General features: G+C 70.9%; 16 protein-coding genes. 9 read left to right on the forward strand and 7 right to left on the reverse strand.

From position 1 onward, the window contains the following. Window positions 1-214: 214 nt before the first annotated feature. Both ACQPXD_RS21085 and ACQPXD_RS21090 read right to left on the reverse strand, forming a co-directional pair. Entirely contained in the window at window positions 215-886 is a 672-nt protein-coding gene (locus ACQPXD_RS21085) for a maleylpyruvate isomerase N-terminal domain-containing protein (protein ID WP_432841019.1), read from the reverse strand. Continuing rightward, on the reverse strand, window positions 844-1,824 hold the full coding sequence (locus tag ACQPXD_RS21090) for a fatty acid desaturase family protein (RefSeq protein WP_432841021.1): 981 nt from the start codon (window positions 1,822-1,824) through the stop codon (window positions 844-846). Before ACQPXD_RS21090 ends, ACQPXD_RS21085 begins: the two co-directional genes overlap by 43 nt. A gap of 102 nt (window positions 1,825-1,926) precedes the next feature. Between ACQPXD_RS21090 and ACQPXD_RS21095 the strand changes: the two genes are divergently transcribed. The 4 genes from ACQPXD_RS21095 (at window position 1,927) to ACQPXD_RS21110 (ending at window position 5,383) form a co-directional block, all read left to right on the forward strand. Beyond that, window positions 1,927-2,613: a copper homeostasis protein CutC gene (locus ACQPXD_RS21095; protein WP_432841023.1), complete on the forward strand. Its 687-nt coding sequence runs from the start codon at window positions 1,927-1,929 to the stop codon at window positions 2,611-2,613. A gap of 15 nt (window positions 2,614-2,628) precedes the next feature. Further along, window positions 2,629-3,483 (forward strand): glutathione S-transferase C-terminal domain-containing protein, encoded by an 855-nt coding sequence (locus ACQPXD_RS21100; RefSeq protein ID WP_432841025.1) that lies wholly within the window; start codon window positions 2,629-2,631, stop codon window positions 3,481-3,483. A gap of 43 nt (window positions 3,484-3,526) precedes the next feature. Next, window positions 3,527-4,630 carry a hypothetical protein gene (locus ACQPXD_RS21105; RefSeq protein WP_432841027.1) on the forward strand — a complete coding sequence of 368 codons (1,104 nt, stop codon included), beginning with the start codon at window positions 3,527-3,529 and terminating at the stop codon, window positions 4,628-4,630. A gap of 66 nt (window positions 4,631-4,696) precedes the next feature. Further along, a complete protein-coding gene (locus ACQPXD_RS21110) occupies window positions 4,697-5,383 on the forward strand; it encodes a hypothetical protein (protein WP_432841029.1) in 687 nt (228 codons plus the stop codon). Between the two features lie 204 nt (window positions 5,384-5,587). Here the strand turns inward: ACQPXD_RS21110 and ACQPXD_RS21115 are convergent, their stop codons facing one another. Further along, window positions 5,588-6,028, reverse strand: a complete 441-nt coding sequence (locus ACQPXD_RS21115) for a VOC family protein (RefSeq protein WP_432841031.1) — start codon at window positions 6,026-6,028, stop codon at window positions 5,588-5,590. Between the two features lie 911 nt (window positions 6,029-6,939). Here ACQPXD_RS21115 and ACQPXD_RS21120 point away from each other — a divergent pair. Beyond that, window positions 6,940-7,380 (forward strand): winged helix-turn-helix transcriptional regulator, encoded by a 441-nt coding sequence (locus ACQPXD_RS21120; protein WP_432841033.1) that lies wholly within the window; start codon window positions 6,940-6,942, stop codon window positions 7,378-7,380. A 69-nt stretch (window positions 7,381-7,449) separates the two neighbouring features. Here ACQPXD_RS21120 and ACQPXD_RS21125 read toward each other — a convergent pair whose 3' ends face one another. The 4 genes from ACQPXD_RS21125 to ACQPXD_RS21140 all read right to left on the reverse strand — a co-directional run bounded on the left by ACQPXD_RS21125 (window position 7,450) and on the right by ACQPXD_RS21140 (window position 11,227). After that, the gene (locus tag ACQPXD_RS21125; protein WP_432841034.1) at window positions 7,450-8,544 is read right to left on the reverse strand and encodes an MBL fold metallo-hydrolase; all 1,095 of its coding nucleotides are present in this window, start codon (window positions 8,542-8,544) and stop codon (window positions 7,450-7,452) included. Window positions 8,545-8,697: 153 nt separating this feature from the next. Continuing rightward, on the reverse strand, window positions 8,698-9,168 hold the full coding sequence (locus ACQPXD_RS21130) for a MarR family winged helix-turn-helix transcriptional regulator (protein WP_432841036.1): 471 nt from the start codon (window positions 9,166-9,168) through the stop codon (window positions 8,698-8,700). 160 nt (window positions 9,169-9,328) lie between these two features. Continuing rightward, a complete protein-coding gene (locus ACQPXD_RS21135; protein WP_432841038.1) occupies window positions 9,329-10,054 on the reverse strand; it encodes a hypothetical protein in 726 nt (241 codons plus the stop codon). Between the two features lie 168 nt (window positions 10,055-10,222). Then, window positions 10,223-11,227 carry a LacI family DNA-binding transcriptional regulator gene (locus ACQPXD_RS21140; protein ID WP_432841040.1) on the reverse strand — a complete coding sequence of 335 codons (1,005 nt, stop codon included), beginning with the start codon at window positions 11,225-11,227 and terminating at the stop codon, window positions 10,223-10,225. 162 nt (window positions 11,228-11,389) lie between these two features. Between ACQPXD_RS21140 and ACQPXD_RS21145 the strand changes: the two genes are divergently transcribed. From ACQPXD_RS21145 to ACQPXD_RS21160, 4 genes are all read left to right on the forward strand, one after another. Continuing rightward, complete coding sequence (locus ACQPXD_RS21145) at window positions 11,390-12,640, forward strand: ABC transporter substrate-binding protein (protein ID WP_432841042.1); 1,251 nt, start codon at window positions 11,390-11,392, stop codon at window positions 12,638-12,640. A gap of 63 nt (window positions 12,641-12,703) precedes the next feature. Further along, entirely contained in the window at window positions 12,704-13,588 is an 885-nt protein-coding gene (locus tag ACQPXD_RS21150) for a carbohydrate ABC transporter permease (protein ID WP_432841044.1), read from the forward strand. Continuing rightward, window positions 13,575-14,408: a carbohydrate ABC transporter permease gene (locus tag ACQPXD_RS21155; protein WP_432841046.1), complete on the forward strand. Its 834-nt coding sequence runs from the start codon at window positions 13,575-13,577 to the stop codon at window positions 14,406-14,408. Before ACQPXD_RS21150 ends, ACQPXD_RS21155 begins: the two co-directional genes overlap by 14 nt. Next, a complete protein-coding gene (locus ACQPXD_RS21160) occupies window positions 14,409-15,929 on the forward strand; it encodes an alpha-N-arabinofuranosidase (protein ID WP_432841048.1) in 1,521 nt (506 codons plus the stop codon). Window positions 15,930-15,942: the final 13 nt, after the last annotated feature.

Genomic DNA, 15,942 nt, shown 5'->3' on the forward strand with positions numbered 1-15,942 from the left:
CACACGCGCGACGGCCCATCGACGTCACAGGCCGTCCGGTCGTCTCCATCGACTTCACCCGGACGACGCCCGTGCGATGATCGCTGCCGTGGAACGGAACAACCCGGACGGGCGCGGCAGCGGGTGGCCACGGCGCCTGCTCACCATCGCCCTGGTCGTCCTCGTCGTCGTGGCGGTGTTCGTCTTCTGCGTCTGGGGGCCGTGACCGGACGCCTCAGACGGCGGCGCGGACCGTCCAGCCGGCGCGGCGGGCGTGGCCGGGCAAGGCGATCCGGCCGGTGGCCCACAGCAGGGTCCGGCCGGGCTCCGGGTCGGCGCCGGGCGGCACGTCGTGGGCGAACAAGCGGGCCAGCACCGCCGCGGACAGCTCGGCGGGCGGGGTCCAGGCCAGGCCCAGGCCCTGGGCGATGTCCCAGGTGTGCACCAGGATCTCGTCGACGGCCATGGCGGCGAAGCCGGTGCGGTCGGCCGGGCCCCAGTGCCAGGCGCGCGCGTCGGGCCCGGCCGCGTCGAGCTCCAGGCGCAGCAGCCGGGCGCACGCCGCCACGATCCGCAGCACGTCGCGCGGGTGGGTGCCGGGGCGCACGAGGAGGTCCAGCGGCAGGTAGCCCGCGGGGTCGGCGCCGGCCAGCTGGGTGGCGTAGGCGGTCAGGTCGTGGGCGATGTGCTCGGCGGTGCGCAGGCAGGTCCACTCGAGCACCCCCGCCGGCACCGTCCAGGCGGCGTCGGTGCGCTGGTCCTCGTCGAAGACCGCGTCGCGGTCGGCGCCGTCGGCGGGCCGGGCGCGGGTGATCGTGCCGGTGGCGGCGTCCCAGGCCGCGCCGGCCGGGGCGGCCAGCAGGCTCAGGGACTCGTCGAGGGCGCGCCCGACATGGATGCTGTCCACTGCTGCACCGTATCGGTGGCGGGCAGGGCGCGCACGTCCTCCGCGGTCAGCGGAATCGGGCCCTGGAACTGCCGGGCGACCGCGGCGAACCAGCCCAGGTGGAACTCGTCGCGGTCGGCGGCGAACGCGGCGCGCAGCTCGTGCCAGCGCAGGCCGGGGTGGCGGTGGTGGACCTGGTGCAGGTTGAAGGCGAGGACGAACAGCTCCAGCGGGCGGGGCAGGCGCAGGTTCATCGCGTCGAGCGGCCGCTCCAGACGGGTGCGGTAGTGGTACGCGTTGTCGGCCAGCGACACCATGAGCGCCCGGGCGCCGACCGCGATCCACAGCAGCCAGGCGTGCCGGCCGTAGGCGATCGACGAGCCGGTGTAGGTGACGATGACGGCCAGGGCCTCCAGCCGGAAGCGGCGCAGGTTGTCGCGGCGGGCGACGCGCTCGAACAGCAGGCCGCTGACCGAGTCCAGCGAGTCGGTCTGGCGCACCAGCAGCCGCCAGCCGCCCCGGGGCAGGACGACGAGCAGCACCGAGGCGATCTCGGCGGCGTAGAGGCCGCCGAGCAGGCGCGGATAGTAGCTGCGCGCGGCCGCCAGCCAGGTGGTGCGCTCCGGGTCGTAGACCTCGCTGCGCTCCCGCTGGGTGCGGCTGTACCGATGGTGCAGCAGATGCCCGGCCTTGAGCAGCGTGAACGGGCCGCCGTAGCCGACCGCGAGCACGCGGGCCAGCCGGTCGTTCCAGCCGCGGTCGGACAGCAGGGTGCCGTGGATGCCCTCGTGGATGAGCGACCACAGCGGCACGGTGGTGAGCGCGATCGGCACCAGCAGCCAGGCCCAGCGCAGGTCGAGCGGGAGCAGCAGGAGGGGCAGCACGACGAGCTGGAGCAGCAGGGTGGCGAGCGCGGCGCTGCCCAGCGCGATGGACAGCGCGGACTGACGGCGGACCATATTGGCACGCTAACCGGGGGAAGGAAACCACCGAGTGACTTCTTTACGAAGCCTTTCCATCGGTACCGCTGGAATCGTGACAACGCTTGGCACGATGGGCTCGTGCTGCTGGAGATCATCGCGCTGTCCGCCGCCGACGCCCGCAACGCCGAGGCGGGCGGCGCCGACCGGGTCGAGCTGGTCGCCGACATGGCCGTCGGCGGGCTGAGCCCGGCCCCGGCGACGGTGGCGGCGGTGCGCGCCGCGGCGGCGATCCCGGTGCGCGTGATGCTGCGCACCACCCCGGACTTCGCCGCCGACCCGCCGGCGCTGCGCCGCGCCGCGCGGGACCTGCGCGCGGCCGGGGCGGAGGCGTTCGTGCTGGGCTTCCTCACCCCCGCCGGGGCCGTGGACCGCGCCGCGCTCGACGCGGTCCTGCCGCACCTGGACGGGGCGCCGTGGACGTTCCACCGGGCGATCGACGCGGCCCGGGACCGTGCGGCCGCGTGGCGCGCGCTGGAGGGCCTGCCGCACCTGGACGCGGTGCTGACCGCGGGCTCGCCGGACGGCCTGACCGCCGGCCTGCCGACGCTGATTGCCGAGGCTTCGGGGGGTACCGTGAACATCCTGGCCGGCGGCGGGCTGCGCGAGCGGCACCTGTCCCCGCTCGCCGCGTCCGGAGTCACCGCCTTCCACTCCGGTTCCGCGGTGCGCCCGGGCGGGGACTGGTCCGCGCCGGTCGACCCGGCCCGCGTCCGCCGGCTGCGCGCGCGGCTCGACGGGTCCGTTGGCCGTATTCATATTTTGTAAGTAGGATTATCGCCCATGGCGAAGCTGCCGCGTTCCAGTCGCCTCGCGAGCCCGGTCGACACCGGAGCCTATGGCGAGTACCGCATCAATCAACGTCCGGACGACCCGCGGCCGCTCTACCGCTTCACCGGGCACGTCGAGGAGGGCTCCGGGCCCGGCCGCTACCACATCTATGCCGGCTGGTTCTGCCCCTGGTCGCAGCGGGTCACCATCGCCCGCGCGCTGGCCGGGCTGCAGGACGTGGTCAGCGTGTCGTATGTCGACAACGCCCGCGACGGGCGGGGCTGGGCGTTCCGCGAGCGCTACGGCCCGGACCCGGTCAACGGCTTCACGCTGCTGCGCCAGGCCTACGAGGCGACCGAGCCCGGCTTCGACGGGCACGTGAGCGTGCCCACGCTCTGGGACCGGATCACCGGGCGGGTGGTGAGCAACGACTTCAAGGGCATCGGCATCGACCTCGCCACGCGGTTCCGGCACCTCGCCACGCCGGTCATCGAGACGTACCCGCGGGAGCGGCGCGAGGAGATCGAGCGGCTCGACGCCTGGCTCGGGCCCGCGGTCAACCACGGCGTGCGGCACGCCGCGCTGCCGGGCGAGGACGGCGAGCCGGCCCGCAAGGCGCTGCACGAGGCGTTCACCGCCCTCGACGAGCGCGTCGGCAAGGGCCGCTACCTGGTCGGCGACGCCGTCACCGAGGCCGATATCCGGCTGTATGTGACGCTGGTGCGCTACGGGGCGGGGATCACGAAGTACCCGAATTTGTGGGCCTACGCGCGCGATCTCTACGCCATCCCGGCGTTCCGCGACACCACCGACTTCTCCACCTTCACGCCGGTCGGGGCGGAACTGCCCGACTGGGCGGAGGGCTGAAGCGGGGGCCACACGGAGGCGGTTGTCAATGTAGAGTAACCGCGTGTTCACGCTGGCGGTACCAACGGAGGGTCCGCGCTCGCGTGAGTACGTCCACAAGCGCCGCCCCGACGAGGTGCGCTGCTACTACGTCGTCAACCCGGCCTCGCCGCACGCCGGCTGGGCGCTGCGCGAGATCATCCGCCCGGCATTCCGGGCGCTGCACGCCGACTACGGCCTCACCGCGGCGCCGCTGGCCTACGGCGAGCTGCCGCCGCCGCGCGACGACGCCGTCACCTACGTCATCTACGGGCCCACCAACCCGCTGACCATGGCCGCCCCCGAGCGGCAGTATCTCGCCGCGCTCGCCCGCGGCGGCGCCCGCACGAACATCATCTCGGCCTACCCGCTGACCGCGGCCGGCCGCGACCGCCCCGGCTACCGGCGGGCCCGCACCGCCGTGCCGCGGCTCTGCGACGAGCTGGACATCAACGCCATCTTCCCCGACGAGCTCGACCTGGCCCGCGGCATCCGGACCAACACCTGGCACGACGTCTACGTCAACGTCATCGGCGAGACGATCCGGGTCAAGTATCGGCCGGTCCGCAGCGACGACCCCGCCGACGAGGCCCGGCTGGCCGCCCTGCGCCGCGAGCACACCGCCGACGTCGCCGAGCTGGCCCGGCTGCACCGCGAGTTCCGGCTCTGGCAGCGCAAGCCCTACACCGACGGCTCGCTGATGTTCGTGCACGACGGGCAGTGGCTCGTCTCCCAGACGATGACCGACAAGACGCTGATGACCCCGGACGACTTCGACCTCGTCACCGGCTACGACGAGCGGCTGGACAGCGTCACCTACACCGGCGCCCGCCTGCCCAGCTCCGACGTCCCCGAGTTCCTCGTCCTCGCCGACCTGCTGGCCCGCGGCGGCCGCCGGCCCCGGCTGATCGCCCACTTCCACCACCGCCGGCTGACCCGCGACCCCCGCTTCCGCCGGCTCGTGTCCGACACGACCATCGAGTGCGGCCTGTTCGCCGCCGGCCACCGCTTCCTCGCCGAGCTGCGCGCCCGCGACAGCGACTGGTTCATCATCCGCGAGCACGGCGTCGTGTGGGTCGGCGAGTCGACCGCCCACTTCGCCGACTTCGCCGCCCGCGTGGCCGGCTGAGACCGGGCGGCCACGCCCTACGATGAGGCGTGTCCCATCCCAGTCTGCTCAGCGCGGTGGGCGTCGATGTCGTGGGGGCTGGCCGCCGTGGCGCTGGTGCTCGCGCTCATCGTGCACGACACCAGGCTGCTGCTCAGCTGCGTGCGGCTGTTCGGGCGGGCGGGCGTCGCCACCGTCTCGGCGCTGCGCGCCGGCGCGGGCGAGCGCGGGCGGTGCCTGCTGATCGGGCGGTTGCGCGACGCGTCCGGCGGGCCGGCCACGGTGCGGTCCGGGCAAGCCGTCGCCTGGTACCGGGCCCTGCGCACCTGGCAGACCCGGGACAACCGCGGCGAGTTCGGCGGCAGCCAGACGGTGCCGATCGCCGTGGACACCGGGCCCGAGTCGCTCGTGCTCGACGACGGCACGGGCACCGCCGTCGTCCCGGCGCACTTGGTGACCCTGGACTCGTGGCGCTCGGTCATGACGAAGACCATCGACGTCCGCAACGGCGCCGAGCGTACCGAGGAATGGATCATTCCCGCCGGCGCGGACGTCGCCTTCGTGGGCGCGTGGGTGCGCCGCGGCGGCGGTGTCGTCGAACTGGCCTCGTCACGCACCTGGGCGGCCGAGGCGCTGCGGACCCCGAGGCTCGCCCGGACGCTGCTGCTGATGCGGGCCACCGGCTACGCGCTGCGGGTGCTCGGACTGGCGACCGTCGGCGGCATCATGAGCTACGTGATCGTGGGCGTCAACGCCGGACTGATCAGCGGCTGAGAGCCGGTCACGCTGCTCGCGCGCTCCGCACGACGACGCTGGGCGACTCCGCGGCCGGCGACCGTCGACATTGCCGGCTACGTTGCCGGCCTTCGGTGTCCGCCTCGCACAGCCGCTGGAGCCTGGGCGGCCCGTCGGCTGGACGACGCGCAGCTGCGGGCGGCGATGGACCACGCCTCGCGCCGGACCTCGTAGCCGGGTTCCTCAGCTCAGTTCCTCGGCCAGCGCGAGGATGATGCCGCTCGGTCCGCGGAGGTAGCAGAGCAGGTAGCTGTCCTCGAAGCGGGTTACCTCGCCGACGAGTTCGGCGCCGTGCGTGCGGAGCCGGGCCAGCGTGTCCTCGATGTCGTCGACGGCGAACATGACGCGGTGCAGGCCCAGCGTGTTCGGCGGGGTGAGCTCCGGATCGGCGGTGATCGCCGCCGGGTTGTGGTACTTGGCCAGCTCCAGCCGACCCGGACCGCCCGGGATTCGCATCATCGCGATCTCGCTGCGCATGTCGTCGAGGCCGACGACCTTACCCGCCCAGGCTCCCTCGATCGGCGTCCTGCCCTCCAGCTCCATGCCGAGCTCGGTGAAGAACGCAACGGCGGCGTCGAGGTCGTCGACGACGATGCCGACGTTGTCCATGCGCTGAATCGTCATGCCCCGACAATAGGGCGGGGTCCGACGCCGCCGGCTCAGCTGAGCACACGCGTCGAGCAGATGCGGATGCGAGACCGGTGAGCCGGAGTTCCGGCTCGCCGCGTTGATCCACCGGGCCCGGTGCACTCCGGACGCGATCGGCGACGATCTCGTACCGGCTGCAATCGGGCTGTTGCGCAAGATCGCCGACGCCGCACCGCCGGAGCGGCCGTGGCCGGCTTGCGTTGCTTGACACCTTTGCACTTCGCGACGCGGCCGACGTGCTCGGCCAGATCGGTCCGCCGGCGGCTGCAGCGCTGCCCCTCGTTGATCGCGGCGATGTGCACCGCGGTTTCGTAGCGCACCCCCAGGTGCGCCACCCCGGTCCGCGACGGCGCGGTGGCGCTCGACCCGCGCTCCACCGCGTGGCACTGCTGGCGGGTCGCGGGGCCGAAGGCGGTGGCCGGGGCCGCCTTCGACCCCGGCTTGCGCCCGCCCATGCCGCCGGATCCAGCGGCCGGCTCAACCCCGTCGATCCACAGCGGCGCAACCCCCAGCGGCTCCGCCCCGCGCGGCGCTGGTGGCCCCCGGCGGCCGGTGCGGCGTGCGGGCGGTGCGGCGTTTTGCTTCCGCGCTCATGCGCCGGAGGCGTCCATTGGCTGGGATCCTCATGATCGCGGAGTGATAGTGCCGCTCCTGGTACATCATCACTCCACGATCATGGAGATCCCGCCATTCGGGACGCTCCTCGTCATGATCGTGGAAAGAAAGCGCCGCCGGGGGCCGTTCGCCAACGACCGGAGACCTCGCTCATTGTCGATCTCGACACACCCGAACCTCAGGGCGGTCCGCCACCACCGCCCACTTCGACACAGGCCCTGGAACTCTGGCAACGGGTTTTGAAGTCAGGCTAGTGTTGTGCGGTGGACCCCATGTCGATGCCCGCCAACCGGTGGTGCCCCATCGCCCGGTCGCTCGGCGTGCTCGGGCAGAAGTGGAACCTGCTCCTGCTGCGCGAGGCGTTTCTGGGGCGCACGAGATACGGCGAGTTCCAGCGCATCGGCGTGCCGACCGGCACTCTCGGCGCGCGGCTCGATGCGCTGGTCGACGCCGGATTGTTTGAACGCCGCCCGTATCAGGAGCAGGGCGAGCGCTCGCGTGACGAGTACATCCTCACCGCAGCGGGCCGCGACGTGCTGCCGGTGCTCGCCGCGCTGATCGAGTGGGGTGAGAGTCACCTTTCGCCCGCGCCCGGCACCGGCGGCACCTACGCCGCGACGTCGCCCGAGGGTCACGCCGTCCGCCTCGCGTTCGTCGACGATCGCGGCACGGTCGTCGACAACGACGCTGTGACGGTTGCACGGAAACGGTAGCTGAGCGTCGGAGAGGTCCGCCGCATCATGGCGGACATCTCCGATCGGGCGGTTCTCGTCGTGCTCGCGCTACGGGTGGATGCCGAACGGACCGAGGATGCCGGTGTCGATGCGGGCGGAGTTGACCATCGCGGCGGCATTGGCGGTGGTGAAGACGTCGGCGGCGGCGAGGCGGCCGGCGTACTTGGCGGCGACGGGGGCGGCGGCCTGTTCGGCGGCGGCGTCGAGGTAGGACTTGAAGATGGCCCAGGCGTTCCCGGCGGGGCCGTACTTGGCGAAGAACGGCGTGGGGTCGAGGGTGCCGAGGACGGTACGGGTGCTGGCGGCGAGGTCGTTGACGTAGTCGCGTTGCAGAGAGGCGTCGGCGCGGGTACCGAGCCGGCCGAGGTGCCCGCCGATGAGGGTTTGCCAAGGGGTGGCCAGCACGGCGTCGTGGGCGGCGATCCAGCCGGGGACGTCCTGGGTCTCGGCGAGGTTCTTGAACGGGGCCCAGCCGGGGAAGACGACGTCGACCACCATCAGCGTTGCCGCGGACGGGACCTGGATGAAGATGTTGTCGGGGCTGTGGTTGGGGCCATGGTACGACAGAGTCAGCCGTTCGCCGCCCACCCGCAGTTCGTAGCAGTCATCGAAGGTGATGGTCGGCAGCGGGCGGTTGGTGTCGCGGGCGGTCTTGAGCAGTCGCTTCGTCTCGGTGTGGGCGACCCGGGTGACGCCGGCGCCGAAGATCGAGGCGGCGCCGATGTGATCGGCGTGGGAATGCGAGTAGACGAGGTGGGTCACCCGGGCGGGTCGGTGGCGGGCCTGAGTGACCTCCTCGATGGCCCGCAGGAGGTTGCGGCCGATGGTGGGTGGTGCGTCCACCACGACGACGCCCTCGGTGGTGGTCAGGAACATGGCCTGGTAGAAGCCGTCGGTGACCCAGTACAGGTTCCCGTTGATCTGGCCGACGTAGTAGCCCGATGCGTTGACGGCGGGGCCGAACGCGCCGGGCGGCACGGGGGCGTAGTCCGGCAGGGCGTCCGAGGACGCGGCCGCCGCCGGAGCGGCGTGGGCGCTGCCGGGAAGATCGAGAGTCAGCAGGCTCGCGGCGGCCGGAATGGCCGCAGCGACGGCGGCCCGACGCAGGAACGTGCGCCGGTCGGGCTGAGGGACAGTGTCCACGGTTCCTCCTAATAATTGCGTCTGAGAGCAACTTTATGGGCCCACAACGACGCTCTGGTTGCTCGACGGTGGTTGTACGTTGTCAGTATGCCGAGAATTGATTGCTCTCGCAAGCAATCTAGTGAGGCGTTGGCCACGCTCGGACGGCCGACCTCAGTCGCCGGAGCTCTTGCGGAGTGCCTCCAGCACGCGGGACAGCACCTGCGTCATCGTGCGCATCTCGCTTTTCGCGATGTGGTCGAGCACCAGTGCGCGGACCCGGGCGAGATGGCCCGGATACGCGGCAGCGAGCAAGGCCGTGCCGTCGGCGGTGATGGCGGCGATCGCGCTGCGCCCGTCTTGTTCGGACTTGCGGCGGGCCACCAGCGAGCGGCGTACCAGATCGTCGACGACCCGGGTGATCCGGCTGCGGGACAACGCGGTTGCCTCGGCGAGATCGCTCATGCGCAGCTCGCCGTCCTGTGCCTCAGACAGTGCGACGAGCACCGAGTACTCGGTCATGCCGACCCTGGCCTCCCGATCGAACTGTTCGTCGAGCACGTGGGGGAGCCGCACGACCACTTCGATCAGGGATCGCCAGAGCATCTCCTCGTCGCGGTCCAGGCCGGGCACGGGCGTCGTCATCGCAGCAGCGTACCGTCGGTGCCGGGCTCGGCTGCGCCGCCCGTCAGGACGCGCCGATCGGCGCCGGGCCGGGGTTTCCTGCCCGAGATCCAGGAGGGCGCGGCCATGTCGGCGTCGATGCACCGACGTGCGGACCGACCGCGAGCGCCGTCACGGCAGATCAGTCGATGGCGATGTCGGTAAGGTCAATGGAGATCAAGGTCGGGCCGGGCAGGGATGTACCGTCCTGCGCTACCGGGACCACGTATCGGTGCGTCGGGAAGACCAACCCGGAGACCGTACGGTGGGCGCCGACGTAATGCGCGGCCAGGCCCGGTGCGTTGCCCTGGATATCGACTCGGTAGTCGTGGCGGCACAGTAGGCCGGATTCGTCGTAGTAGAACGTCTGTTCCGGGCAGTGGGTGGCGATGCTCGGAGGAAAGGTCACCTGGAGCCGGCGCCACCGCTCACCCGCCTCCTGCCATGGGTGCACCTCTTCGGCCTGGACGCCTGGAAGCGTCAGCAGGTACGGGGCGGTGAGGTAGTTCCACAGCGCGTATCCGCCGAAGTACAACGCATGCAACTGGTCCCAAGCGCTGCTCTGGTTCAAGCCGGCGAAGGCGTCCCGCGGTGACTGGCGTTCCCGCAGGACCGTTCCGTCCGAATCCTCGATCGCGACGCGATCGGGTGTGTAAACGCCCTTCCGGCCGGGGCCGGTGAAGTCGGCGAATACTCCATGCTGCCGCTGCACGTCGAGCGTGAGGTCCGTGTGGGCGAAGATCGCTTCCTGCTTGCGCTTCTGGAACGCCAGGCCCCCCACCTCGGCGTTCACCCGGATCGTCGTGGTCTGCCGCCAGTGCTCGAGGCCACCATGGGCAACGAGTGCCAGGTCGAGGAGGTCGGACATGGTGCCAGCTCGCTTTCGTTGCGCGGCGGGCTCGGAGTCGTGGCCGGACAGGTCGGTCAGGCTCTCGCGCCCTGTTCTGACTGCTCTCCAAACCTAGCACCCTGGGAAGGAATTTTGAAGTCAGGGTGCGACGGTGAGGTGCGCGACGCTGGGTAAGGCCGCCTGCCGTTACGGGCGGGATGAGCTTTCGTGAATGTCGAGGGTGAACGGCACGGTGACGTCGCGGGGCGGGTCGTCGCGGCGCTCCATGTGCTGGCTGATCAGGTCGACGGCTGCGTCGGCGATGGCCGGTTTGTCGGGCGCGATGGTCGTGAGCCGGGGGGCGCTGTAGCGGCCTTCGTCGATACCGTCGAAGCCGACGACGGCGAGGTCGTCGGGGATGGCGAGGCGGCGGTCGCGGGCGGCGCTGAGGGCGCCGATGGCGAGCAGATCGTTGAAGCAGAACACGGCGTCCGGCGGTTCGGCGAGGTTGAGCAGGTGGGCCATGGCGGCCGCACCGTCGGCCCGGCTGTAGCTGCTCGACGTCACGTTGAGCCGGGGGTCCGGGGTGAGCCCGGCATCGTGCAGCGCCTTGTGGTAGCCGGCGAGGCGCAGCGCGGCGGTGCCGTTCTGGCCGGGCTGGTCGCCGATCGCCGCGATCCGCTTGCGGCCCAGGCCGATCAGGTGCGCGGTCGCCAGTTCCGCGGCCTTGACGTTGTCGATGGCGACGTGGTTGGCGGGCGCGTCGAGGGCGCGCTCGCCGAGCAGTACCAGCGGGGTAGCGTTGTCGATCTCGGCGATGTCCGACGGTCGCAGGCCGATCGGGCTGAGCACGACCGCGTCGACCAGCGCCCGGTGTGCGGTGTTGACGACTGCGAGTTCGCGTTCCCGCACGCCGCCGGTCTGTTCGATGAGCACCGTCCAGTCGCGCCGGGCGGCGGCGACCATGACGAGGCCGCAGAGCTCCGCGAAGTACGGGTTGGAAAGCTCGGGAACGGCCAGAGTCAGGAAGCCGGTGCGGCCGCGGCGCAGGTTGCGGGCGCCGATGTTCGGGACATAGCCGAGTGACTCGATGGCGGCCTGCACCCGGCGCCTGTTGTCGGCGGTGACGAACGAGTAGCCGTTGACCACATTGGAGACGGTCTTGACGGAGACGCCGGCGTGCGCGGCGACGTCCTTCAGGGTCACGGACATCCACGATCCTCCCATTGGCGGAGCCGACGATACAACGATGTAACGAGTTTGGGAAGCAGCCTTTACAACGTCGTTCCAACGATGCAACATGTGCTGACCCTGTCCCGCCGCAGGTCCGGCGGGCGCGTTCTCACACCAGCCGGGAGACGGAAGGTCGACCCAATGGCATCCATAACGAAGATCGGCACCGGACTCGTCGCCGCGTTACTGCTGACGGCGGGTTGCGGCGGCGGCACGCAGTCCGATCCCGACGCCGCCGTCGAGCTCAGCCTGTGGACCGGGTTCACCGGTCCGGACCGGCCCGCCTACGAGGCCCTGGTCAAGCAGTTCAACGACAGCCATCCCAAGATCAAGGTCACCATGGACGTGCAGCCGTGGGACGCGATCGGCCAGAAGCTGCCCGGCGCCTGGGCCACCGGCCAGGGCCCCGACCTGGCTACGCCCAACTTCGACCCGGGCGTGCTGTTCAACTACGTGAAGACCAACTCGGTGCTGCCGCTGGACGAGGCCGTCGGTACCGGCGACGGCAAGCTGAACAAGGATGCCTTCCCGGCCACCGTGAACACCGCGTTCACCATCGACGGCAAGCTCTACGCGGCGCCGGCGAACGTGGCGACGCTGGTGCTCTACTACAACAAGCAGATGCTCAGCGCGGCCGGTGTCGCCGAGCCCAAGACGGCGGACGACCTGGTGGCGGCGGCCCGCAAGCTCACGAAGGTCGAGGGCGGCAAGGTCACGCAGTACGGCATCTCGCTGGCCGACCACTCGACCATCCAGATGTGGCCGATCCTGCAATGGATGAACGGCGGCGACATCGTCGACGCGAAAGGCTGCGCCGTCATCGCGTCCCCGGCCAGCGTCCAGGCGCTGCAGACCTGGGCCGACCTGGTCACGAAGGACCAGGTGAGTCCCGTCGGCCAGACCGGCGCCGACGCCGACACCCTCTTCTCCGCCAAGAAGGCCGCCATGGAGATCAACGGCCCGTGGGCCGCGGCCGGGTTCACGTCGGCCGGCATCGACCTCGGGATTGCGCCGATCCCGGTCGGCGTGGGCGGTCCGGTCACGCTCGCCTCGACCGTGCCGCTCTCGGTCGGCCGCCAGACCAAGCACAAGGCGCAGGCGCTGGAGTTCCTGAGCTGGTGGACGGGCAAGACCGCGCAGGCGGCCTTCTCCGCGGCGTCGGGCTTCCCGGCGGTGCGTACCGACGTCACGACGAACAACGCGGCCGTGGCGCCCTTCGCCGCCGGGCTGCCCAACGCGCGGCTGTACCTGCCCGGCCTGCCCAGCTCGGCGAAGATCGACTCCGACGCGTACGTGCCGCTGATCGGCAAGATCACTCGTGGTGAGCCGGTCCAGGCGTCGGCGCAGGCCGCGGCCGACGCCATCAACAAGATCACCGGCTGCAAGAGCTGACCGGGCGTCCGGCCCGCCCGGGGAAGGCGGGCCGGACAGCGCCGCGAAGGGATGAACCATTCCATGAAGACGGCCAACCGAGCGCTGCGGTCGCTCAATCCGGCCTACCTGTACCTGCTGCCCAGCCTCGCGCTCATCGCGGTGTTCATCGCCGAGCCCATCGCCGGCTCAGGGTGGATGAGCCTGCACGACTGGACGATCGGCGAGGAGACGCACCGCTGGGTCGGCCTCGGCAACTACGCCGAGCTGCTCGGCGACGAGCGGTTCCGCAACGCGCTCACCGTCACGTGGCTGTACACCGCCGTGGAGGTCGTCGGTCAGGTCGGGCTCGGATTCGCCCTGGCCCTGTGGCTGCGCCGCACGACGTGGCTGACGAAGGTGCTGCGCTCGGCTTTCTTCTTCCCGACGGTGGCGTCGTTCGCCGTCGTGGGAGTGGTGTGGAAGTTCCTCCTCGATCCGCAGGTCGGGCTGGTCAACGGGTGGCTGGGACGGATCGGGATCCTCGGTCCGACCTGGCTGACCGACACGAGACTGGCTCTGCCGACCGTGATGGCGATCGGCATCTGGAAGGGGACCGGCTTCAGCATGATCGTGCTGCTGGCGGCGCTGCAGGACGTCCCGCGGCAGCTCATCGAGGCGGCCACACTGGACGGTGCCGGCCGGTGGCAGCAACTGCGGGCGGTCGTCGTCCCCGCGGTGCGCCCGGCCCTGCTGTTCACGGTCGTGATCGCGACGGTCACGTCCCTGCAGCTGTTCGACCTGGTCTACGTGATGACCTCGGGCGGGCCGCTGTTCCACACCGAGTCGATCGTGGCGTACCTGTACCAGCGCGGGTTCGTCGAATTCCGTATGGGCTACGCCAGCGCGATCGCCTGGGTCCTGTTCATCATGATCCTCGCGGTGTCACTGCTGCAGCTGCGCATTGGTGGCCGCGATGACGACGATTAAGCTGCTCCGTCGCACCGGCCGGCTCCTGTCGTGGCTGGTGCTGTGCATCGCGGCGGCGGCCACTGTCCTGCCGTTCGTGTGGATGCTCAGCGTGGCGGTGCGGACCCCGCAAGACCTGTACGGCGACCCGGGCGGGCTGTGGCCGGGCCGGTTCACCCTCGCCGGGTTCCATGCGATCGTCACCGATCTGCCGTTCGCGCGGCTGGCGTTCAACACGTTCCTGTTCGCCGGCGGAACGACCGTGCTGCTGGTGTTCTTCGACTCGCTGACGGCCTATGCGCTGGCCCGGTTGCGATTCCGGGGCCGCCGGGCGGTGTTCGTCGTCATCCTGGCCACGCTCATGGTGCCGTTCCAGGTGACCCTGATCCCGGTGTTCCTCACCCTGTTCCACCTGGGTTGGCTCAACACGTTCCAGGGCCTGATCATCCCGAGGGCCACCAGCGCCCTGGGCATCTTCATGCTCCGCCAGTTCTTCCTCACCATCCCCCGCGAGCTCGACGAGGCCGCCCGCATCGACGGGGCCGGCTCGTTCCACGTGTACCGCCGGATCATCCTGCCGCTGGCCAAACCGGCGCTGGCGTCGCTCTTCGTCATCCAGTTCATGGCCCTGTGGAACGACTTCCTGTGGCCGCTCGTCGTCTCCAGCACCATCGAGATGCGAACGCTGCCCTCCGCGCTCACGCTCTTCCAGAGCCAGTCCGGCGTCGACCACGCCGCCCTCATGGCCGGCGCCGCGATCTCGCTCGCGCCGCTGGCCGTCGTATTCCTGCTGGCCCAGCGCTTCCTCGTGCAGGGCGTCGCCACCACCGGTCTGAAATAGATGGGACCCATCGTGCTCAACTGCCACGTCACGCTCGACCCCGCGTTCCGCATCGGCACTGTCGACCCGCGCTTGTTCGGCTCGTTCGTCGAACACATGGGCCGCTGTGTCTACGGCGGCATCTTCGAGCCCGGACACGACCATGCCGGCACCGACGGCCTGCGCCAGGACGTGCTCAAGCTCACCCGGGAGCTCGGCGTCACGATGGTGCGGTACCCGGGCGGCAACTTCGTCTCGGGGTACCGCTGGGAGGACGGCGTCGGCCAGGTGAGCGAGCGGCCCCGCCGGCTCGACCTCGCCTGGCGGTCGGTGGAGACCAATGCCTTCGGTCTCAACGAGTTCATGACCTGGGCCCGCCGGGCCGAGGTAGAACCGATGATGGCGGTCAACCTCGGCACGCGGGGCATCCAGGAGGCGTGCGACCTGCTCGAGTACGCGAACCATCCGGGCGGTTCCTACTGGTCCGACCTGCGCATCGCGCACGGTGTCCGGGAACCGCACGGCATCAGGCTGTGGTGCCTGGGTAACGAGATGGACGGACCGTGGCAGGTCGGCCACAAGAGCGCGGATGCCTACGGCGTGCTCGCCGCCGAGACCGCCAAGGCCATGCGGCAGGTCGACCCCGGCATCCGGTTGGTCGCCTGCGGCAGCTCCAACGACCGGATGCCGACCTTCGGCGCCTGGGAGGCGACGGTCCTCGACCACACCTTCGACCACGTCGACTACATCTCATTGCACGCGTACTTCGAGAAGGCCGGCGACGACCGCGCGAGCTTCCTCGCCTCGGGCCTGGCCATGGACCGTTTCATCGACGGGGTCGTCGCGACCGCGGACCACGTCGCAGCCAAGAAGCGGTCCCGGCGCAAGCTCCTGCTGTCCTTCGACGAGTGGAACATCTGGTACGAGAGCCGCTTCGCCGGCCACACCAACCTCGACTGGGCCCAGGCGCCGCGCCTCATCGAGGACGAATACACCACCGAGGACGCGGTTGTCGTGGGATCGCTGCTGATGAGCCTGCTGCGCCACGCGGACCGGGTCGGCGTCGCGTGCCTCGCCCAGCTGGTGAACATCATCGCTCCCATCCGCGCCGAGCCGGACCGGCCGGCCTGGCGGCAGACCATCTTCCACCCCTTCGCCCTCACCGCCCGCCACGCGCGCGGCGACGTGCTGCGCGTCGAGCCGATCACGCCGACCTATGACACGGCGAAGCACGGCGACGTGCCGGTCGCCGACGTGGTCGCCACGCACGACCCCGACAGCGGCGCGGTCACCGTGCTCGCGGTCAACCGCAGCGAGACCGAACCGGTGCTCCTCCAAGCCGCGACCCGCGCCCTGCCCGGGCTGCGCGTCGCCGAACACCAGATCATTGGCGGCATCGCCGACGAACTGCTGCTCACCAACCACGCGGACGCCCCGGAACGGGTCGGCCCGCGTCAGGGACGGGGCGCCGTCATCGACGCCGGCGTCCTCGCCGTCGAACTGCCCCCGGTCTCGTGGAGCATCCTGCGCCTCGCCCGCTGACCTTCCCGACGAG

This window comes from Dactylosporangium sp. CA-092794 (assembly GCF_050948465.1).
Classification (GTDB): domain Bacteria; phylum Actinomycetota; class Actinomycetes; order Mycobacteriales; family Micromonosporaceae; genus Dactylosporangium.